The organism is Klebsiella sp. PK01 (assembly GCF_057624675.1).
In genome coordinates this window covers 201,853-221,915 of record NZ_JBYEZM010000002.1, presented here as the reverse complement: position 1 = coordinate 221,915, position 20,063 = coordinate 201,853, and the positions used below count along the sequence as shown (strand labels likewise).

General features: G+C 54.6%; 27 protein-coding genes. 10 read left to right on the top strand and 17 right to left on the bottom strand.

Annotation, left to right across the window (positions count from 1 at the left end; translation table 11 throughout):
- Positions 1-2 precede the first annotated feature (2 nt).
- On the bottom strand, positions 3-1,358 hold the full coding sequence (pabB, locus tag AC22LX_RS06300) for an aminodeoxychorismate synthase component 1 (protein WP_487333877.1): 1,356 nt from the start codon (positions 1,356-1,358) through the stop codon (positions 3-5).
- Between the two features lie 85 nt (positions 1,359-1,443).
- On the opposite strand from pabB, the gene AC22LX_RS06295 reads away from it, so the two are divergent.
- On the top strand, positions 1,444-1,629 hold the full coding sequence (locus AC22LX_RS06295) for a YoaH family protein (protein WP_015366046.1): 186 nt from the start codon (positions 1,444-1,446) through the stop codon (positions 1,627-1,629).
- On the opposite strand, the gene AC22LX_RS06290 is transcribed toward AC22LX_RS06295, so the two are convergent.
- Positions 1,630-1,974: a RidA family protein gene (locus AC22LX_RS06290; RefSeq protein ID WP_015366047.1), complete on the bottom strand. Its 345-nt coding sequence runs from the start codon at positions 1,972-1,974 to the stop codon at positions 1,630-1,632. It lies immediately after the preceding gene.
- Between the two features lie 131 nt (positions 1,975-2,105).
- Here AC22LX_RS06290 and yoaA point away from each other — a divergent pair, with 131 nt between their 5' ends.
- The 5 genes from yoaA (at position 2,106) to rnd (ending at position 8,728) form a co-directional block, all read left to right on the top strand.
- Positions 2,106-4,016, top strand: coding sequence for a DNA repair helicase YoaA (gene yoaA / locus AC22LX_RS06285; protein ID WP_045390404.1), 1,911 nt, complete (start codon positions 2,106-2,108; stop codon positions 4,014-4,016).
- Positions 4,017-4,161: 145 nt separating this feature from the next.
- Positions 4,162-4,857, top strand: coding sequence for a tRNA (adenosine(37)-N6)-threonylcarbamoyltransferase complex dimerization subunit type 1 TsaB (gene tsaB, locus AC22LX_RS06280; RefSeq protein WP_045390407.1), 696 nt, complete (start codon positions 4,162-4,164; stop codon positions 4,855-4,857).
- Between the two features lie 38 nt (positions 4,858-4,895).
- Complete coding sequence (locus tag AC22LX_RS06275; RefSeq protein ID WP_045390409.1) at positions 4,896-5,477, top strand: Slp family lipoprotein; 582 nt, start codon at positions 4,896-4,898, stop codon at positions 5,475-5,477.
- 208 nt (positions 5,478-5,685) lie between these two features.
- Entirely contained in the window at positions 5,686-7,371 is a 1,686-nt protein-coding gene (gene fadD, locus AC22LX_RS06270) for a long-chain-fatty-acid--CoA ligase FadD (protein WP_015705923.1), read from the top strand.
- A gap of 241 nt (positions 7,372-7,612) precedes the next feature.
- Complete coding sequence (gene rnd, locus AC22LX_RS06265; RefSeq protein WP_161801895.1) at positions 7,613-8,728, top strand: ribonuclease D; 1,116 nt, start codon at positions 7,613-7,615, stop codon at positions 8,726-8,728.
- 96 nt (positions 8,729-8,824) lie between these two features.
- Here the strand turns inward: rnd and minE are convergent, their stop codons facing one another.
- Genes minE through minC form a run of 3 tightly spaced genes read right to left on the bottom strand, consistent with a single transcriptional unit; the run spans position 8,825 to position 10,635 of the window.
- Positions 8,825-9,094: a cell division topological specificity factor MinE gene (gene minE / locus AC22LX_RS06260; protein WP_015366053.1), complete on the bottom strand. Its 270-nt coding sequence runs from the start codon at positions 9,092-9,094 to the stop codon at positions 8,825-8,827.
- 3 nt (positions 9,095-9,097) lie between these two features.
- Complete coding sequence (minD, locus tag AC22LX_RS06255) at positions 9,098-9,910, bottom strand: septum site-determining protein MinD (protein WP_015366054.1); 813 nt, start codon at positions 9,908-9,910, stop codon at positions 9,098-9,100.
- Positions 9,911-9,933: 23 nt separating this feature from the next.
- Positions 9,934-10,635 (bottom strand): septum site-determining protein MinC, encoded by a 702-nt coding sequence (gene minC / locus AC22LX_RS06250; RefSeq protein WP_047045268.1) that lies wholly within the window; start codon positions 10,633-10,635, stop codon positions 9,934-9,936.
- A gap of 126 nt (positions 10,636-10,761) precedes the next feature.
- On the opposite strand from minC, the gene AC22LX_RS06245 reads away from it, so the two are divergent.
- The 3 genes from AC22LX_RS06245 to ycgN all read left to right on the top strand — a co-directional run bounded on the left by AC22LX_RS06245 (position 10,762) and on the right by ycgN (position 12,260).
- Positions 10,762-11,043, top strand: a complete 282-nt coding sequence (locus AC22LX_RS06245; protein ID WP_026612271.1) for a YcgL domain-containing protein — start codon at positions 10,762-10,764, stop codon at positions 11,041-11,043.
- Between the two features lie 17 nt (positions 11,044-11,060).
- Complete coding sequence (locus tag AC22LX_RS06240) at positions 11,061-11,720, top strand: fumarylacetoacetate hydrolase family protein (RefSeq protein ID WP_045390418.1); 660 nt, start codon at positions 11,061-11,063, stop codon at positions 11,718-11,720.
- A gap of 93 nt (positions 11,721-11,813) precedes the next feature.
- Complete coding sequence (gene ycgN, locus AC22LX_RS06235; protein WP_045390420.1) at positions 11,814-12,260, top strand: cysteine cluster protein YcgN; 447 nt, start codon at positions 11,814-11,816, stop codon at positions 12,258-12,260.
- 26 nt (positions 12,261-12,286) lie between these two features.
- On the opposite strand, the gene AC22LX_RS06230 is transcribed toward ycgN, so the two are convergent.
- From AC22LX_RS06230 to AC22LX_RS06175, 12 genes are all read right to left on the bottom strand, one after another.
- A complete protein-coding gene (locus AC22LX_RS06230; RefSeq protein WP_431527531.1) occupies positions 12,287-13,567 on the bottom strand; it encodes a site-specific integrase in 1,281 nt (426 codons plus the stop codon).
- A gap of 31 nt (positions 13,568-13,598) precedes the next feature.
- On the bottom strand, positions 13,599-13,847 hold the full coding sequence (locus tag AC22LX_RS06225; RefSeq protein ID WP_015705920.1) for an excisionase family protein: 249 nt from the start codon (positions 13,845-13,847) through the stop codon (positions 13,599-13,601).
- Positions 13,848-13,973: 126 nt separating this feature from the next.
- Entirely contained in the window at positions 13,974-14,183 is a 210-nt protein-coding gene (locus tag AC22LX_RS06220; RefSeq protein WP_431527530.1) for a hypothetical protein, read from the bottom strand.
- A gap of 1 nt (position 14,184) precedes the next feature.
- Complete coding sequence (locus tag AC22LX_RS06215) at positions 14,185-14,406, bottom strand: TraR/DksA family transcriptional regulator (RefSeq protein ID WP_431527529.1); 222 nt, start codon at positions 14,404-14,406, stop codon at positions 14,185-14,187.
- An 18-nt stretch (positions 14,407-14,424) separates the two neighbouring features.
- Complete coding sequence (locus AC22LX_RS06210; RefSeq protein WP_487333876.1) at positions 14,425-15,159, bottom strand: DNA cytosine methyltransferase; 735 nt, start codon at positions 15,157-15,159, stop codon at positions 14,425-14,427.
- Positions 15,156-15,815, bottom strand: coding sequence for an MT-A70 family methyltransferase (locus AC22LX_RS06205; protein WP_487333875.1), 660 nt, complete (start codon positions 15,813-15,815; stop codon positions 15,156-15,158). The genes AC22LX_RS06210 and AC22LX_RS06205 overlap by 4 nt, the downstream gene beginning before the upstream one ends.
- 13 nt (positions 15,816-15,828) lie before the next feature.
- Complete coding sequence (locus AC22LX_RS06200; protein WP_285197817.1) at positions 15,829-16,113, bottom strand: hypothetical protein; 285 nt, start codon at positions 16,111-16,113, stop codon at positions 15,829-15,831.
- Between the two features lie 14 nt (positions 16,114-16,127).
- Positions 16,128-16,643, bottom strand: a complete 516-nt coding sequence (ssb, locus tag AC22LX_RS06195) for a single-stranded DNA-binding protein (protein WP_049061149.1) — start codon at positions 16,641-16,643, stop codon at positions 16,128-16,130.
- Positions 16,640-17,512, bottom strand: coding sequence for an ATP-binding protein (locus tag AC22LX_RS06190; protein ID WP_487333874.1), 873 nt, complete (start codon positions 17,510-17,512; stop codon positions 16,640-16,642). Before AC22LX_RS06190 ends, ssb begins: the two co-directional genes overlap by 4 nt.
- Positions 17,513-17,523: 11 nt before the next feature.
- Positions 17,524-17,682, bottom strand: a complete 159-nt coding sequence (locus AC22LX_RS06185; RefSeq protein WP_487333873.1) for a hypothetical protein — start codon at positions 17,680-17,682, stop codon at positions 17,524-17,526.
- 202 nt (positions 17,683-17,884) lie between these two features.
- Complete coding sequence (locus tag AC22LX_RS06180; protein WP_487333872.1) at positions 17,885-18,856, bottom strand: hypothetical protein; 972 nt, start codon at positions 18,854-18,856, stop codon at positions 17,885-17,887.
- A 70-nt stretch (positions 18,857-18,926) separates the two neighbouring features.
- Positions 18,927-19,133 carry a cell division inhibitor protein gene (locus AC22LX_RS06175; protein WP_487333871.1) on the bottom strand — a complete coding sequence of 69 codons (207 nt, stop codon included), beginning with the start codon at positions 19,131-19,133 and terminating at the stop codon, positions 18,927-18,929.
- A 542-nt stretch (positions 19,134-19,675) separates the two neighbouring features.
- Between AC22LX_RS06175 and AC22LX_RS06170 the strand changes: the two genes are divergently transcribed.
- The gene (locus AC22LX_RS06170; protein ID WP_343558468.1) at positions 19,676-20,050 is read left to right on the top strand and encodes a hypothetical protein; all 375 of its coding nucleotides are present in this window, start codon (positions 19,676-19,678) and stop codon (positions 20,048-20,050) included.
- Positions 20,051-20,063 lie beyond the last annotated feature (13 nt).

The window sequence follows — 20,063 nt, the reverse complement described above, 5'->3', positions numbered from 1 at the left end:
TTCTAGCTCTCCAGTTGATGCAGGATACGGTTAACTTTATCAAAAGTTTCCTGATATTCCGCGGCTTCTTCGCTGTCCGCCACGATACCGCCGCCCGCTGAGCAGTACAGTTGGCCCTGCCAGGCGGTGATCGTACGGATAGTAATGCTGGTATCCATATTGCCGCACAAGCTGAGATATCCAATGCTGCCGCACCATGCGTTGCGTCGCTGCGGTTCAAGTTCATCGATAATCTCCATGGCGCGAACTTTCGGGGCGCCGGTAATGGAGCCGCCAGGGAAGGCCGCGCGCAGCAGATCGCTGGCATCAAGCGTAGCAGGCAATCGTGCGGTGATGGTGCTCACCAGGTGATGCACCGCCGGGAACGGTTCGACCACAAACAGTTCCGGTACGCGAACGCTGCCCGGCACGGCGACGCGGCCGATATCATTGCGCATCAGATCGACAATCATTAAATTCTCGGCGCGGTCTTTCGGCGAGTTGGCGAGCGTCGCCGCCTGGCGTGCGTCCTCCTGCGGGGAATCGAGTCGCGGCAGCGTGCCTTTAATGGGGCGCGTCTGGATGTCATGCTGATGCAATTGAATAAAACGTTCCGGAGACAGGCTTAAAATCGCCCCTTCCGGCAGGCGAATAAAAGCGCTGAACGGCGCGCGGTTGGCGGCATTAAGCTTACAGAATGCCTGCCATTCGTCGCCGCGGTAGCGAGCCTGGAAACGCTGCGCCAGGTTGACCTGATAACAGTCGCCGCTGCGCAGATACGCCTGCACCTGGCGGAACTTTTCGCCGTACTGCTGGCGGCTCATATTCGATTGCCAGCAGGAGGTCAGGGCGAATGCTTCACCCGGCTCACCTGTTTGCGACTCCAGCCACTGCAGGCGCTGTTGCGGATCGTCGTAACTGAGCAGCGACACCTGCTGGCGTTGATGATCGACGATCAGCGCCCAGTCATAAATGCCGACCGCCATCTCCGGCAGGGCGATATCAGCCTGCGCTTGCGTCGGCAGACGTTCAAAGCGACGGCCAAGATCGTAGCCGAATAACCCCAGCGCGCCGCCGAGAAACGGCAGGTTTTCATCGGCCTGCGGCGTTAACTGACAGCGATCCAACTGCTGTTGCAGCAGCTGCAGCGGATCGTCCTGCGAGACAAATTCGCCTTCACCGTTGCAGACACAGGTTTGCTCGCCGCGGGTAACCAGCGTCGCGCGCGGTTCGGCGACGATAATATCGAAACGGCTATACGGATGGTCGGCGAAGCCGGAGTGCAGCAGCATCGCCCACGGCGTGGCGCTTAACGGCGCGAAATAGCGTTCGGCGGCATCCGGGCGCCAGGGCAGGGTAATAATAGCAGGGGACAACATTAACCTCGATCCTAATGTGCCGCCCACTGGCGAAATGGCGGACGGCGTGAAATAATTACGCCCCACAATGTAGCAGGAGTGAGTGATGTTTGCAGGTTTACCTTCGCTGAGCCATGAGCAACAGCAAAAAGCGGTCGAACGTATTCAGGAATTGATGGCGCAGGGGATGAGCAGCGGCCAGGCAATCGCCCTGGTGGCCGATGAACTGCGCGCCACGCATACCGGCGACCGGATCGTAGCGCGCTTCGAAGATGACGACGAAGACGAGTAATTACGCCGCGGCGATGATTTTGATCTCAACTTTATACTGCGGCTTCATCAGGGTTGCCTGTACGGTGCAGCGCACCGGCGCGTGACCGGCAACCACCCAGGCGTCCCAGGCTTTATTCATCGCCGCAAAATCATCTTTGTTGGCCAGGAAAATGGTGGCATCAAGAATACGTGACTTATTGCTGCCCTGTTTTTCCAGCACCGCGTCAATTTGCGCCAGGGTGTTGGCGGTCTGCTCAAACGCGTCGGCGTCGAGGTTTTCCGGCACCCCGGTGTAGTAGATAGTCTGGTTGTGAATCACCACATCAGACCAGCGGGCTTCGGCATCAATACGCGTAATTGTCATTTATCTTTCCTCTTTGTTCTATCCATTTGGCTGCGGCAAGACTGCCACAATGTTCCGCCCGCGTCACTACCCGGGCTGGCGAAACGCCGTCCTCCCTGACATAATCACTGTCCAAATAACCAGGGGGCAACGTGATCGACGATTTTGCAGCAGACGGCCAGCTGGCCATGGCGATACCGGGATTTAAGCCGCGCGAACCGCAGCGCCAGATGGCGATAGCGGTGAGTGAAGCTATTGAAGCCTCCCGGCCGCTGGTGGTGGAAGCAGGGACTGGCACCGGTAAAACCTACGCCTATCTGGCGCCCGCGCTGCGCGCGAAGAAAAAGGTGATCATCTCCACGGGTTCGAAAGCGCTGCAGGATCAGCTCTATAGCCGCGATCTGCCGACCGTCGCCAAAGCGCTGAAATTCACCGGTAAACTGGCGCTATTAAAGGGGCGCTCAAACTACCTGTGCCTTGAACGCCTTGAGCAGCAGGCGCTGGCGGGCGGCGATCTGCCGGTACAAACGTTAAGTGACGTTATTCTTCTGCGCTCCTGGTCTAATCAGACGCAGGATGGCGATATCAGCACCTGCGCCAGCGTCGCCGAAGATTCTCAGGCCTGGCCGCTGGTGACCAGCACTAACGATAACTGTCTCGGCAGCGACTGCCCGTTATACAAAGATTGTTTTGTGGTGAAAGCGCGTAAGAAGGCGATGGATGCGGATGTAGTGGTGGTCAACCATCACCTGTTCCTTGCCGATATGGTGGTGAAGGAGAGCGGCTTTGCCGAACTGATCCCCGAAGCGGAAGTAATGATATTCGATGAAGCCCATCAGTTGCCGGATATCGCCAGCCAGTATTTTGGCCAGTCGCTCTCCAGCCGCCAGCTACTGGATTTGGCCAAAGACATCACCATTGCCTACCGTACCGAACTAAAAGATACCCAACAGCTGCAAAAATGCGCCGATCGTCTGGCGCAAAGCGCGCAGGATTTCCGTTTGCAGTTGGGCGATCCGGGCTATCGCGGCAACCTGCGCGAACTGCTGGCGGATAGCCACATTCAGCGCGCGCTGCTGCTGCTCGATGACGCGCTTGAACTGTGTTACGACGTCGCTAAACTCTCCCTTGGCCGCTCGGCGCTGCTCGATGCAGCCTTTGAGCGCGCGACGCTCTATCGCGGGCGCCTGAAGCGGCTCAAAGAGATCAATCAGCCTGGCTATAGCTACTGGTATGAATGCACGTCGCGTCATTTTACCCTCGCCTTGACGCCGTTAACGGTGGCCGAGAAGTTTAAAGAGGTGATGGCGCAAAAATCGGGGAGCTGGATCTTTACCTCGGCGACGCTGTCGGTGAACGACGATCTCCACCACTTTACCGCTCGTCTCGGCATTGATGACGCGCAGACGCTGCTGTTGCCCAGCCCATTTGATTATCAGCATCAGGCGCTGCTCTGCGTACCGCGTAACCTACCTCTGCCGAACCAGCCCGGTGCTGCCCGTCATCTGGCGGCCATGTTGAAACCCTTGATTGAGGCCAATGATGGACGCTGCTTCATGCTCTGCACCTCGCATGCCATGATGCGCGATCTGGCGGAGCAGTTTCGCGCCACCATGACGCTGCCGGTACTGCTACAAGGAGAGACCAGCAAAGGCCAGCTGCTGCAGCAGTTTGTTAGCGCCGGCAATGCGCTATTAGTGGCGACCAGTAGCTTCTGGGAAGGGGTTGACGTGCGCGGCGACGCGCTGTCGCTGGTGATTATCGATAAGCTGCCCTTTACCTCACCGGACGATCCGCTGCTCAAAGCGCGAATGGAAGACTGCCGACTGCGCGGCGGCGATCCGTTTGATGAAGTTCAGTTGCCGGATGCCGTCATTACCCTCAAACAGGGCGTGGGGCGCCTGATCCGCGATATTGACGATCGCGGCGTTCTGGTTATCTGCGACAACCGGCTGGTGATGCGCCCCTACGGCGCCGTGTTCCTGGCCAGCCTGCCACCCGCGCCGCGGACCCGCGATATCCGCCGGGCGGTGCGCTTCCTCGCCGTGCCGCCGGCAAGGTAATCCGCAGTAAAATGTGATAAGCTGCGCGCCATTTTGTTAATCAGCTATCCCCAATGGATTTAGGACGGTACGGCGGCGGTGAGTCCGCCCGCCGATGAATGTACCGCCCTAAAACCTGGAATATGTAACGAGAGCGTGACCACCCATGCGAATTTTGGCTATCGATACCGCCACGGAGGCGTGCTCCGCGGCGCTGTGGAATGATGGCGCCCTGAGCGCCCATTTTGAAATTTGTCCTCGCGAACACACCCAACGTATCCTGCCGCTGGTGCAGGAGGTCCTCACTGAAAGCGGCACTACGCTGAATGAACTTGACGCGCTGGCCTTTGGCCGCGGGCCGGGCAGTTTTACCGGCGTACGTATTGGTATCGGCATTGCCCAAGGACTGGCGCTGGGCGCGGAGCTGCCAATGATTGGCGTCTCTACGTTGGCGACGATGGCGCAGGGCGCGTGGCGCAAAACCGGCGCTACTCGCGTGCTGGCGGCCATTGACGCGCGTATGGGCGAAGTCTACTGGGCCGAGTATCAGCGCGACGAAGATGGCGTCTGGCACGGCGAAGAAACTGAAGCGGTCCTCAAACCGGCTGCGGTTGCCGAACGCCTGGCGCGGCTTTCCGGCGAATGGGCTACCGTCGGCACCGGCTGGCAGGCGTGGCCGGATCTGGCGAAAGAGAGCGGGCTGATTTTAAGCAGCGGCGAGATTGAACTGCCGGCGGCAGAAGATATGCTACCGCTGGCCATCCAACTGCTTGCGGCGGGAAAAACCGTGGCCGTTGAGCATGCGGAACCAGTTTATTTGCGAAACGAAGTGGCGTGGAAGAAACTTCCTGGCCGCGAGTGAATCTCAGTAGAGAGAAGACTGAGAGAAGGAGTCGCATCATGGCGGGTCAAAAACAGGGCGTTCGTTGGCTGTTAGCCGCGGCGGTCGCCGTTGCGCTAAGCGGTTGCGTGTCGGTGCCGGATGTTATTAAAGGCACCAGCCCTACGCCGCAGCAGGATTTAGTGCGGGTGATGAACGCGCCGCAGCTGTATATCGGCCAGGAAGCGCGTTTTGGCGGTAAGGTCGTCAACGTGCAGAATCAGCAGGGGAAAACCCGCTTAGAGATTGCCACCGTACCGCTGGATAGCGGCGCGCGGCCGGAACTGGGGGAACCTTCACGCGGCCGTATCCTCGCCGACGTGAGCGGTTTCCTCGACCCGGTCGATTTCCGCGGCCAGCTGGTGACCGTGGTTGGGCCGATTAGCGGCGTCGTCGACGGAAAAGTTGGCGCCACCCCCTATAAATTCATGTTGATGAACGCCACCGGCTATAAGCGCTGGAACGTGGTGCAGCAGGTGGTGATGCCGCCGCAGCCCATCGACCCGTGGATGCTCGGCCCACGCCCCTGGGGCTACGGATACGGCGGTTGGGGTTGGTATAACCCGGGACCGGCTGAGGTCAGAAATGTCGTAACGGAATGATTTTGTTGTTTTTATAATGGAATAGAAACAGCGGCTAGCCCGCTGTTTCGTGTTTTATAGTCTCATAAGAAAAATAAATAGTGACGCGCTTCGCAACCTGAAAAACGCCTAATTAATAAACTGGTACGCTGAGTTAATATAATGTTAACAAAATGTTTGTTGATCAGGGGCTGTGATGACGACGAATAACTATTTCAGAGGTGAAGCAGTGAAAAAGGTTTGGCTAAACCGTTATCCCGCCGATGTCCCGGCGGAGATAAATCCTGACCGCTATCAATCCCTGGTTGAATTGTTTGAACACGCCACCACCCGTTATGCCGATCAGCCGGCATTTATCAACATGGGCGAGGTGATGACCTACCGTAAGCTGGAAGAGCGCAGCCGTGCTTTCGCCGCTTATCTCCAGCAAGGATTAGGGCTACAGAAGGGCGATCGCGTCGCGCTGATGATGCCTAACCTGCTGCAATACCCGGTGGCGCTGTTTGGGATCCTGCGTGCCGGAATGATTGCCGTCAACGTTAACCCGCTGTATACCCCGCGCGAACTGGAGCACCAGCTCAATGACAGCGGCGCGGCGGCGATTGTGATCGTTTCCAACTTCGCACATACCCTGGAGAAAGTAGTCGATAAAACCCAGGTAAAACACGTCATCCTGACGCGGATGGGCGATCAGCTCTCCACCGCTAAAGGAACGTTGGTCAACTTCGTGGTGAAGTACATTAAGCGGCTGGTGCCAAAATATCATCTGCCGGACGCCATCTCATTTCGTAGCGCCCTGCAGCATGGCTACCGTATGCAGTACGTGAAGCCGGAAATCGTCGCGGACGATCTGGCCTTCCTGCAGTACACCGGCGGTACCACCGGCGTGGCGAAAGGGGCGATGCTGACTCACCGCAATATGCTGGCTAACCTCGAACAGGTGAATGCGACCTACGGTCCGCTACTGCACCGTGGTAAAGAGTTGGTGGTGACCGCGCTGCCGCTGTACCACATCTTCGCCTTGACCATGAACTGCCTGCTGTTTATTGAACTCGGCGGGCAGAACCTGTTGATTACCAATCCGCGCGATATTCCGGGCCTGGTAAAAGAGCTGGCAAAATATCCGTTCACCGCGATGACCGGGGTGAATACCTTGTTTAACGCGCTATTGAACAATAAAGAGTTCCAGCAGCTTGATTTCTCTTCGTTGCATCTTTCCGCCGGCGGCGGCATGCCGGTGCAGCAGGTGGTGGCGGAGCGCTGGGTGAAACTGACCGGTCAGTATCTGCTGGAGGGCTATGGCCTGACGGAGTGCTCGCCGCTGGTGAGCGTCAACCCGCATGATATCGACTACCACAGCGGCAGCATCGGCCTGCCGGTGCCGTCGACCGAAGCCAAGCTGGTCGATGACGATGATAATGAAGTCGCGCCGGGCGAGCCGGGTGAGCTCTGCATCAAAGGGCCGCAGGTGATGCTGGGCTACTGGCAGCGTCCGGATGCCACCGATGAAATCATTAAAGATGGCTGGCTGCATACCGGCGATATTGCGGTGATGGATGATGAAGGCTTCCTGCGCATCGTCGATCGCAAAAAAGATATGATTCTGGTCTCCGGTTTTAACGTCTATCCGAATGAAATTGAGGATGTGGTCATGCAGCATTCCGGCGTGCAGGAAGTGGCCGCCGTCGGCGTACCGTCCGGCAGCAGCGGTGAAGCGGTGAAGATCTTCGTGGTGAAGAAAGATGCTGCGTTAACCGAAGAAGCGCTGATTACTTTCTGCCGTCGCCATTTGACCGGCTACAAGGTGCCGAAGCTGGTTGAGTTTCGTGATGAACTGCCGAAATCCAACGTCGGCAAAATTTTACGTCGAGAACTGCGTGACGAAGCCCGTGCTAAAGTAGACAATAAAGGCTAAGCAACGAGTGAGTCGCCAGGCGCCGGCTAGCCGGCGTCCAGATTACTGACAAAGAAGGAAAAAGCGTGGTTTTTCCTTCTTTGTGGCGATCGGCCGAAAATCAATCAATTGATTTTCCTTGTTATTTGTCTGGTGCAATCTGCAAGCCCAACGATTGCATGAGGTTTGTGATTAATCTCGCGCCGGCTAAGCCGGCGTTTTTTATGGGCGCAAGTTAAGAGAGTATGATTTGAACTATCAGATGATCACCACCGACGATGGCCTGCGCGCTATCTGTGAAGCGGCAACTTCGGCACCCGCAGTTGCGCTGGATACCGAGTTTGTTCGCACCCGTACCTACTATCCGCAGCTTGGTTTGCTGCAGCTGTTCGACGGCAAACAGGTCTCTCTGATCGATCCGTTGACCATCAACGACTGGGCGCCGATGCGCGAGCTGCTGCTCAACCAGGATGTCACCAAATACCTGCATGCGGGTAGCGAAGATTTAGAAGTCTTCCTCAACGCGTTCAACCTGATGCCGCAGCCGCTGATCGACACCCAGATTCTGGCCGCCTTCTGCGGGCGCCCGATGTCGTGGGGCTTTGCTTCAATGGTGGAAGAATATTCCGGCGTCGCGCTGGACAAAAGCGAATCACGCACCGACTGGCTGGCCCGCCCGCTGACCGAGCGTCAGTGCGAATATGCGGCCGCCGACGTCTGGTACCTGTTACCGATCGCCAGCAAATTAATGGCGGAAACCGACCATGCGGGCTGGCTGCCGGCAGCGTTGAACGAGTGCCACCTGATGCAGCAGCGCCGTCAGGAAATCCTTGACCCGGCGGATGCGTGGCGGGAAATCGGCAATGCCTGGCAACTGCGAACGCGCCAGCTGGGCTGCCTGCAGTTGCTGGCGGAGTGGCGTCTGCGCAAAGCGCGCGAGCGTAACCTGGCGGTGAACTTTGTCGTACGCGAAGAGCATCTGTGGAGCGTGGCGCGCTATATGCCGACCAGCCTCGGCGAGCTCGATAGCCTCGGTTTATCCGGCAGCGAAATTCGCTTCCACGGCAAAACGCTGATTAGCCTGGTTGAAAAAGCGCAGGCCTTGCCGGAATCGGCGCTACCGGAGCCGCTGCAAAACCTGATCGATATGCCGGGGTATCGCAAGGCCTTTAAAGATATTAAAGCGCTGGTGCAGGAAGTGAGCGCGGAGAAGGGCGTGAGCGCCGAGCTGTTGGCGTCGCGCCGTCAGATAAACCAACTGCTGAACTGGCACTGGCAGCTTAAAAATAAAAATGGTGAGCCAGAACTGGTTTCCGGCTGGCGCGGGGAATTGATGGCCGATCGTCTTAAAGCGCTGCTCAACGACTATCCTCGCTAGCGCCCGGCGCGATTCAGGCCATAAAAAACCGGCCGCGCGTTGCGTGGCCGGTTTTTTTTAAGGCTACGGCGAAATGCCGTTAACAAGACAACAGGGTCAGGGTTTCGACTCTTCAGCTTCTGGCAGGGTCACGTTCAGCTCGAGAATCGAAATATCACCATCGCGCTGTTCCAGCTGTACGCTGACCATCTCTGGGTCTATCTGCACGTATTTACAGATGACCTCCAGGATATCTTTGCGCAGCTGCGGCAGGTAATGTGGTTCCGCGTCGCCGCGGCGGCGCTCCGCGACGATGATTTGCAGGCGTTCTTTCGCAATGTTAGCCGTGTTCTTTTTTCGCGAGAGAAAAAAGTCGAGTAATGCCATAATTTATCCTCCGAACAGGCGTTTGAGGAAACCTTTCTTCTCTTCTTCGATGAAGCGGAAAGGACGTTCTTCTCCGAGCAGACGATCCACAGTATCCGCATAGGCTTTACCCGCATCTGAAACGGTATCCAGAATGACCGGCTCGCCCTGGTTCGATGCGCGCAGCACGGACTGATCTTCCGGAATCACGCCGACCAGATTGATGCGCAGAATTTCCAGCACGTCTTCCATGCTCAGCATGTCGCCTTTGTTCACGCGGCCCGGGTTGTAGCGCGTCAGCAGCAGGTGCTCTTTGATCGGCTCGTCGCCATTTTCCGCGCGGCGGGATTTGGAGGCCAGAATGCCAAGGATACGGTCGGAGTCGCGCACGGAGGAGACTTCCGGGTTAGTGGTGATGATGGCTTCGTCAGCGAAGTACAGCGCCATCAGCGCGCCGGTTTCGATGCCTGCCGGGGAGTCGCAGACAATAAAATCGAAGTCCATCTTTTTCAGTTCTTCAAGAACCTTATCTACGCCTTCGCGGGTCAGCGCGTCTTTATCACGGGTCTGAGAAGCCGGAAGGATATAGAGATTTTCAGTACGCTTATCTTTGATTAGCGCCTGATTGAGAGTGGCATCGCCCTGGATAACGTTGACGAAGTCATAAACCACCCGACGCTCGCATCCCATAATCAGGTCGAGGTTACGCAGGCCGATATCGAAGTCGATAACGACAGTTTTCTTTCCCTTCTGGGCCAAACCAGTAGCGATGGCCGCGCTGGAGGTGGTCTTACCAACGCCCCCTTTACCCGAAGTCACAACAATAATGCGTGCCATAGAAATTCCTTGTTAAAAAGGGATTAATTGAACGGTTGAATTGTCAAAGCGCCGTCGCCTAAACGCAGGCGCGCCGCTTTGCCATAAAATTCAGCTGGGATGTTATCGCTCAGCCAATATTCCCCTGCGATGGACACCAGTTCCGCCGCGAGGTTAGTACAAAATATTTGGGCATCTCTGTCGCCGCTTGCGCCAGCCAGCGCACGTCCCCGCATCATGCCATACACATGGATGTTACCATCAGCGATAAGTTCCGCTCCGGCACTCACATGGTTTGTAACAATTAGATCACAGTGTGGCGCATAAATGCGCTGACCGGAACGTACCGGCAGATCAATCAAACGCGTTTTTGTGATCGGCGTAGCAACTGGTGGTGGTTCAACGGGTTCCGGCGGCGGCGCCTGACGAACGATTTTCTCTTTTCCTTCCGTCAGTAGCGGGATCCCGGCGCGGTCGATTTCCGTTTTCAGGCGGGAAATTTTACAACCGCTCACCCCCATGATGCGCAATCCGGTGGCGACGATAGCTTCATGCATCGGGCGCCAGTCGACGCTCTCTTCAATACTGCTGATGTTGACCACGACCGGTGCATGACGTAAAAAAGCGGGAGCCTGGGCGATTTTGTCTTCTAACGCCTGACGAATAACCTCGGGATTTGCATCGTGCAAATGAACGACAGATAAAGTGAAGCTACTGCCCTTAAGTTCGATTGGCGTATTTGACATCCTGGCCTTACTCAATTTGCTGTTTATCATCCGCCGAAGTGCGGTGATATTCCGAAGACTAAAAGGCATGTTATAGTCACTCATATATTGAGGCAAGTGACCACGGGTCTAATTCCGAGTAAAACTATGTTTTGTGTGATCTATCGAAGTACTAAACGTGAACAAACCTATTTATATGTCGAAAAAAAGGACGATTTCTCGCGCGTCCCGCCGGAACTGATGGCAAGCTTCGGCACCCCGCAGATGACCATGCTGCTGCCGCTCGACGGGCGCAAGACGCTGGCTAACGCTGACCTCGAAAAAGTAAAACAAGCGCTCGTCGATCAGGGCTATTACCTTCAACTTCCTCCCCCTCCTGAGAATCTACTTAAGAAACACCTCGCGGAACAGGGGAATAAATCCGATTAACCCATTGAGGGAAAATAATGTACCAACATCATAACTGGCAGGGTGAGTTACTGGATTATCCAGTGAGCAAAGTGGTTTGCGTTGGCAGTAATTACGCAAAACATATTAAGGAGATGGGCAGCGCGATGCCGGAAGAACCGGTGCTGTTTATTAAACCTGAAACGGCGCTATGCGATATCCGCCAGCCGTTGGTACTGCCTGAAGGATTGGGCTCGGTGCATCATGAGGTTGAACTGGCGGTGCTGATTGGCAGTACCCTGCGACAGGCCAGCGAAGACCACGTACGCAAGGCGATTGCCGGTTATGGCGTAGCGCTGGATCTCACCCTGCGTGATATTCAGGGCAAGATGAAAAAGGCCGGGCAACCGTGGGAGAAAGCTAAGGGGTTTGATAACGCCTGTCCGATCTCCGGTTTTATTCCTGCCGCCGAGTTCAACGGCGATCCGCAAAATACGCCGCTAAGCCTGAAGATTAATGGTGAAGTCCGCCAGCAGGGGACGACTGCGGATATGATTCATAAGATCGTACCGCTAATTGCCTATATGTCGCGCTTCTTTACGCTAAAAGCGGGCGATATCATCCTGACCGGGACCCCGGACGGTGTCGGGCCGCTGGCCAGCGGCGACGAGCTGGAAGTCGGCTTCAATGGTTTGACGTTGTCTACCCGCGTGCTGTAAAGTCCGCTTGCCGCCTTTTGGGGCGGCAAAACTTGCATCGGCGTGCCAGACTGGTTATAAGGTGCACCCTGAATTGCAATGACGGACATCCCAATGAGCGAACAACCTTTCTGGCAACAAAAAACACTGGATGAAATGACCGACGCGGAGTGGGAATCACTGTGCGACGGCTGCGGACAGTGCTGCCTGCATAAGCTAATGGATGAAGATACCGACGAGATTTACTTTACTAACGTCGCCTGCCGTCAGCTCAACATTAAAACCTGCCAGTGCCGCAACTACGAGCGTCGCTTCGAGTACGAACCGGACTGCATCAAACTCACGCGTGAGAATCTGCCGACCTTCGAATGGCTGCCGCACACCTGCGCCTATCGCCTGCTGGCGGAAGGTAAACCGCTGCCGCACTGGCATCCGCTGCTGACCGGCTCAAAAGTGGCGATGCACGGCGAACGTATTTCCGTGCGCCATATAGCGGTGAAAGAGTCCACCGTCGTCGACTGGCAGGACCATATCTTAAACAAACCAGACTGGGCGCAATGACACGTTGAAATGAAAGGGAAAAGTGGTTACTGATTTAGTGCCTGGGGCATGGATGGGGCAAAACCTCCAAAATTTGCGTTGAGTATCGCCATCTGATTACTGTTGTTGTCAGTCATCCATTTTCCGTAAACGTTGTAAACCATTTGCGCTGACGTGTGGCCCATCTGTGAGGCAATGAAGTTTGGATTTGCTCCAGCACTTAATGCCCAGCATGCGAAAGTGTGTCTTGATTCATACGCACGGCGATGACGAATGCCGGCTCTCTTGAGCACATCATTCCACGTTGCACCGAATGAACCAGGTGCATACCAGTCTCCACCTCTTCCATTCCTTGCAGTCAGCCGCGGAACAAATACGAAAGTACATGCATCTGTTCTTGTTCTGCCGAACTCTCTCAAATGCACTTCTATTTGATGCTGTTTGCCCATCCGCGTATAAGCCATCTGGCTTTTCAGAGCCTGTATTGCTGCGTCGGTGAGTACTATTTCCCGGTTTCCGCATTCTGTTTTAGGCGGGGTGAAATGTCCTTTAATGGCAATGTTGCGGCTTACAGTGATTGTCCATTTTTTCAGGTCTATATCTTCCCAGGCAAGCGCACTAATTTCTCCGTGACGTAGTCCTGTGTTAACGGCCAGTATCCACAGATTTTTTATTTGCTCTGATGGGCAAGCGTTAAGAAGTCGGAAATATTCTTCGTGGGTAAGTGGATCTGGTTCCGATCTACTCTTCCTGAGGGGATCAATGCCTTCGAATGGGTTTCTGTCGATATACCCATTTTGCTTAGCGAAAGAAAACATACCTCCAAGGCAGTTAAGGTAAACATTTACTGTTCTCACTGTCCGGCCTTTTTTGGCGGAGCGATTCTTCTGGTGTTTCCCACAAATCTGGAACCCTGTTAGTAACTCCTTTCTCACTACCAGAATCTGTTCCGTGTTAATACTGGAAAGCAATTTGTCTGGGCCCAGTAATTCGCAGCAAATTTTGATGTAAGACCGGTAACGGTTGAAGGCGTTAAGCGTAATTTCCATTCTTTTAAGCTCCAACCATCTTTTGGCGAGTTCGCCAACAGTAATCCCTGGGCGCGTCAGGCCAAATCGCCCAAGGTTTGAAGACTGCGGAAACTGCTCGACATAATTGAACGTGCCGATCTTGATGGCATAGCAAATGGTCGTTCTCAGTTCTCCTGCCATTCTCCTGTTTTTTGGGGTGTCAGGTATACCGAGATTTTCCCGAACCCTTACACCTTTATATATAAACCACAGGCGCAAACTACCCCCGTGATTTTCTACCCCGGTAGGATATTTCATGTGTCCTCCTTGTTGTGAATCACTGGGGTATTTAAACAGATTTCTGGCGCGGGATCGCCGGGCGCTGACGTTCAACCCAGTTGTCTATCTCTAAGCGATTGTAGAGGATAGGGGAGTTGTCCTTAGGCTGGCAGTCTCCGGAATAGTGCCGATACTCGCGACCTTCCATCCATGATTTTTCGCGGGCCGATTTGATAGCGTTTTTGGTGAGTCCGGTGATCGTCATCAGCACTTCTTCCGAAACCCACTTATTAGGAGTCAGCTGAATAACTTCGCTCATGGTGTTCTCCAGGCAAAAAGAACCCGGCGCGTGGCCGGGTTAAAGGGATAATGGAGGCGGTGTTTTCGCACCCAATAGCCAGCTCATTACTGGCTATAAGTTGCGTTAGTCATCTTCATCTTCTTCTCAGTCCTCGTCGTAATAAGGTGAGGCCAGAAGAGGGTTGGTCGCGGAAAGAAGCTCAGCTGCTGCACCTTGGCGCTGAAGTCGGCGAAGTGCCTCGTATAGCTCGAATGCTTCAGTGCGCTCGTCACCAATATCGAGGGCACACGCTACTTTGTGCGCCTCTGATACAAGATCGGCTAACTTGTTGTGTACGTCTTGCAAGGAATGCATGTCACTTACCTCTCTGCTTCATAATCAGCTCTAAGTCTGCCAGACATTCCGCGCATGTCTGGCAGACAGGAACGGCAGCGCGCCGCGGCGCCGGAATACTCTCTCCGCATTCACTACAATGCTCAGCTGATACGGCGTTGTGGTTTATCCGGTGCGCTGCGATCGCCATGTCGATTCGCTGCTGCGCAAGCTCGTTGGCTTGATCGATGATTTCTGCTGTCATGCGGCACGCTCCTGTTTTTCATTTTCCACAGAGCAAAGAGAATGCTGTTGCCGCCACTCGCGGAACCTGTCCATTGCCAAGGGCTTTAATTCGGTCCACCCGATGGGCCAACCCATGAACCACTCGACCCATTCCGGGTTCAGTTGTCCATCCTGTCGTGGCTGCGACCCATCCGGCAACGGACGCATCTTTATTGCACTCGGCAAGTCTGGTGTTCTGCGCAGCCGCTCGCTTGGACAGTCTCCGCGTATCGTTGCCTTCGCTGTAGGCCACAATCCACATCCTGTCTCTTTCATGGGGCGCTCCACAGTTCGATGCCGAAAGACGAAACCACTCGCAGCCATACCCCATTTCGGCAAGGTCACTGATGACCACGGCAAGACCTTTTCCCCTGAGTCGTGGAGAGTTTTCCACGAAGACGAATTTAGGTCGTACCTCACTGACGATTCGCGCCATTTCAGACCACAGTCCTGAGCGTCTGCCATCAATGCCGGCACCGTGACCATTTGCGCTGATGTCTTGGCACGGAAACCCGCCAGAAACGATGTCAATAATTCCTCTCCATGGTTTCCCGTCAAAACTGCACACGTTAGACCAAATCGGGAAAGGCTTGAGAATTCCATCATTTTGTCGTTGCGCGAGAACTTGTGCGGCGTAGGCATCACGTTCAACTGCGCAAACTGTTCTCCAACCAAGGAGGTTTCCGCCCAATATTCCTCCGCCAGCGCCTGCGAAAAGAGCCAACTCATTCATGCCACCTCCGTTTTCATAACGTCGATTGCGCAACCGGGGATCAGCTCAACGGAAGCGGTGGCGCACTGGTTTCCCCAGTGACTCCAGCCTGGCGCCGCGCTGCGGCTAAATAGCTCAATGCGTGGTACGTCGCCGTAAAGCAATTCCAGCCGGTGGCGTACTTCCCACGGTTTCTCGCTGTGAGCGCCGAGCGGGCTGTAGACTACCTGCTTAATGCCGGCATGCTTGCGTTCCAGCCCGGCGCCGCGGGTGGCAATCAGCACGTCTTCCGTGTTGGCGCGAGTGTGGTTGCCGCCGTTCATGCGCGTCTCTGCATTCAGTAGGGCGAGGAAGTCGTAAAAGTCGGTCACATCTCCCTCTGCCAGCGCTTTATTAATGCGTAACTCGGCCAGTTGGTTCAGCTTCACCCAGGTGAATAGCTTCATCGTGCGCACCGTAAAACCCCAGGCCTCGGCAAGCGCGACCGCCTCCTGGTTATGGGTGCCGGTGTACCACATCGCCAGCACAGCGTTATCCGCGGCGAGCTCCCATATAGGGAGCCGTTTCATATCGAGCAGACTCATGGTGGGGTAGTGATCGACGGCGGCGCCGTTGCTGATGGTGTTGCCATATGACCAGGGAGGATCAGCGTAGATAAGAGAATATTGTTTAGTCATAAATGACCTGCATTCAGTTATTGCTAACAGACCCGAAGCGGGCCCGATAGCGTTTGATTCGTTCATCCTCACGTGATGGGCGCATCGGTCCGACCGGTACATACTGAGGGCGTTTACTTGCTTCCAGATTGTCGAACCAGACATCCTTCTCGAATCGTTCCTGAATCCGAACTTCCATGTTCGGTGTCTGGTAATCGTTATTTGCGATTGCCTCGAAGCACCTCGCCAGCACCTCCTCTTTGGTGCCTGAATGTTTTGGCGGGCGTAAATATCCCGCCCCGAGAAGAGGTGATGGCATGTTCATGCTCCTGATTAAATGACGTGAATGGTGTGACGAGGGAAGGGAAGAGTTACCGGCGAAAATGGAATATCGTCGTCGAAATCCATGGGGGGTTCGCTGCGCTCATATTTCTGCTCTGCCGCTGGTGTCTGCGGCTGTGCACTATTGCGCGTAGACATGTTCTGTTCGTTTCCTACCTGCTTGCCGCCAAGCATTTGCATTGTGCCGTTAATACCAACCTGAATCTCGGTGGTGTACTTATCGACACCGTTATGATCTGTCCATTTTCTTGTGCGCAGTTTCCCTTCCAGATAGACCTCTGAACCTTTACGCAGATATTCGCCGGCTATTTCAGCTAATTTCCCGCTAATCACTACCCGATGCCATTCAGTCTGCTCTTTTTGTTCGCCTGTTTGCTTATCACGCCACTGCTCGGATGTGGCAACTGTGAGATTTGCAAATGCAGCACCAGAAGGTGCATAGCGCACCTCCGGATCCTGACCTAATCGACCAACGATGATTACCTTGTTTACGCCTCTACTGCTCATGCCGCTGCTCCCGCTTGTTCGAGTTCTGATTTCCTGATGTCATAGATATCTTTCGCTTTAGCCTGATATTCTGTGCCGCGCAGGGTGCGCCATGCTTCCTCGAATAACGGCTTAAGTGCTTCCATATCCGGCGCTTTCTCAGCATCAGCAACGAACTGCTTGAGGTTTTCTTCGTGTTGATTAACGCCAGATTCCAGCCACTCCAGAAGACGCTTGCCAGTGTCTTCACTCAGGATTACCGGATCGGAGTTGGAAAACAGCTTGGTACGGTCTTTACTGGCGATCGCATGGTGCGTTTCGTGAGCGATATCCAGCACGGTAGTGAACTCGTATTCGACGCCATCGCGCTGCTCAGACTTCATGCCAAGCTTGGCGACCTTCTTACGGCCGTTCTCTTCAACCTGGGCGGTTTCAGTCTTACTGCGCATGGTTGCGATGATGTGCATTGGCGAACGCAAAATTGCGTCGAGGAAAAGGCGGTGACGAGGGTTAATCTCGCTCCATGCTGACCAGCTGTTGCCTCGGTACTTTGCCTTGGCAATAGTGTCGACCAGTTCAAGACACCCGCCTACGCCGCCCCATTCATGAGTGATGCTGTCGAGGATTAGAGTTTCGTATCCGGCATCCTCAGCTGACTTAATCGCCTCAATGAATCGTTCGGGAGAGAAGGGGGGATCCAGTTCAAGAACATCAAAGTCAGCAATATCGGAATAAAGAGAAGCGCTGCCCTTTTCGGTGTCGATGAATGCGACCTTGCCGCCGATACCTTTGGCGACTAGCAACGCGCTGTAGGTCTTGCCAGAACCACTTGGCCCGGTAAGTGCCAGCCGTAGCTTGGCTTTCTTTCTCATGGCTTTTTCGAATTTCATTATGGTCTCACTTAGTTAAAATTACCTGCGAACTCTTCCATGCTGATCACCGGGTTATGGCGTTCTGCAGCCAGGTTAACCGGCTCGTCATCTTCAACCGGTGATTCGTGGATTGCGTCACGCATCAGTCTGACGAAAGCGTCGTCATCCCAACGTTCTGCCGCTGTCATGCCGCTCGCTCCTGATGGGTGATGACGTAACCCTGCTCAACCAACCACTCGATCACCTCTGCGCCGTCGAGCTGGGGAAGTACGTCCCTAGTTTTTACAGTTCCGGCCAGCACAACGCCTTCCATCTCAACTTTGAGAGTGTTGTGTGGACCAACAGATGTGCGCATGTCAGCGCACTCGCATGTGATATTCATGAGTCACCTCAGTAATGAATCGTCGCGCATGGAATCAGGTTGTCTTTCAATGCCGTAAGCACTTCGATAGCCTGCTCGCGGGTGATGCTGGTATGACTGGTTAGCGCGTTGACAATATTGGTGCCGACAGTCTTACGGTGTTTAACGTCAGCCTCTCTTTTCGCCTGCTCTTCGGCTTTGCGCTTTTCTTCAGCCAGGCGAGCTTCTTCTGCCTGTTTTGCTTTAAGGCGCTCGGCTTCGACGGCCGCGGCTTTTTCACGCTCAGCCCGCGCTTCGGCTTCCTGCTTCTCTCGTGCAGCACGCTGTTCCGCTTCGATGCGCTGGCGTTCAGCCAGTTCTGCACGTGCTTTCTCTTCAGCCTCGCGGCGTGCTGCAGCCTCCAGTTCAGCCTTGTGCTTTGCTTCAGCGTCACGCCTTGCCTGTTCAGCCGCTTCGCGCTTAATTCGTTCTTCGTTTTCTCGTCGGGCCTGTTCTGCCAGGCGGAGCTGCTCTTCACGGTCACGGTCAAACTTGTCATTCATCAACAGGGCCATTTCATGGTCAGCTTCGTACTGAATCGCGCGCTGCAGATCGATGTTCTCGTTCAACACTAGCGCTTCGGCATGCAGCGCGTTCATGGCTTCTTCGGCCTTAATGCGCTCCTGCTCGGCTTCCCACTCGGTGAGCGGGCGGCGCACCTCATCTTTAAGCGCGTCAAGTCGCTCGCGAACAATCCGTCGGCTTTCGTCGATCTGCTTCGGTAAGGCTTTAAGCTCAGCGACCAGGTCTTTCCCGGCGTTGTCGATATAGGTTTTTGAACGTGCCACCTTATGTGCCATGGATGCGATAGCGTCGCGGCCCTTACGAGTCGACACATCCGGGACAAGGCTGCGAGCTTCCTTTTCGATTGCCTCAATAATCGGGTCGAGTTGCTCTTTGGTGGTGAATACCGCCATTGCGTTCTGTTTCTCAATGACTACTAAATCCGTTACTTCGCTCATGGCTTCTCCTGAATTTTTGGTGTACGAATCCCGCCCGCTTGTTGCCAGGCAGATCGGTTGAATTAGTTGGTTAGTTGCTTAAGCCGTTTCCGCGTCCATCGAGGTAGATCTCGATAAGCAGGGCTTCGGTGTAGGTACGTTCGCAGCCGCGGTGAAGGTACAGCTTGCCGCGCATGTGAGCCGATGCCGTCCATGTGCCGTCGCGATGCTTAACCAGCATGCCTGGCTGAACGGCGCCGCGGTTAACGGTCTGGGTACCGTAGTGCTGACTAATCATGGAAGACCTCCATCACAAACAAGGCAATCAGCAGGTATATTGCTATCAAGCCAATGCAGAAGCGGACCATATATCGCCAGCACCGGCGCGACATACCGCAACGACCATCATCAAATTCATCGTGATTCATATCACCCTCGTTGCCTTATCGCCGGCCAGCGGAACAAGAAAGACTTCTGCGCTTAATCTCTGACGGTGGATGGCCGCCGGTTGTCATAACTAAGCCGCCTCGGTGAAGCGACTGAGGTATGAAAGTCGTTTGAATACGCACCATTGCCGCTCTCCCTGAGCCCGCCGGGCGCCCGACGCATGGTTTACTGTCGCGCCGTTCGACTGACCGAATCTCCACTTCGCCGCTGGCTAACTTCGCTCAGCTGTCGATGTTTCGTTTCGATGGATAAACAATACTAGCGGTACTAATATATATCAATACCGCTAGTATTAATAAATCATTGATTAATACTAATGGTATGAATTTGATGTGATTTTATTTTTGTAAATGCCGGTGATATGCTGCAAAAAACATCATTAGGCGGGTTTCAATGGATACCAAAGAGTGGGTTGACGGCCTTCGGTGGCTTAGTGACGAGCAGATTGTTGATTTGCACTTCCAGCTCCAGGAGAAAATCAAAGAGCACTATAAGCAACGAGACGTTGGCGATAATCTGGAGCGGGCCATCCAGTTCTGCGAGCAGCATGTGGCTTTAGCTGAACTGGCATTCCCAGCGCTGAAGGCAAAACATAACAAGCAGGCTGCTGAATACGAAGCTTTGACGGGTAATAAATACCCAGCTGAATTTTACGCACCGGCCCACCACGGATACCGGCAACTGATAAATATCATGAAGAAAAGGAAGCAGTTAGATATAGTTGCTCAGCTCGAAGCAAAGAGAAGATCAGAGGGATGGAGAGAGTAGGCGAGTAGGGTTA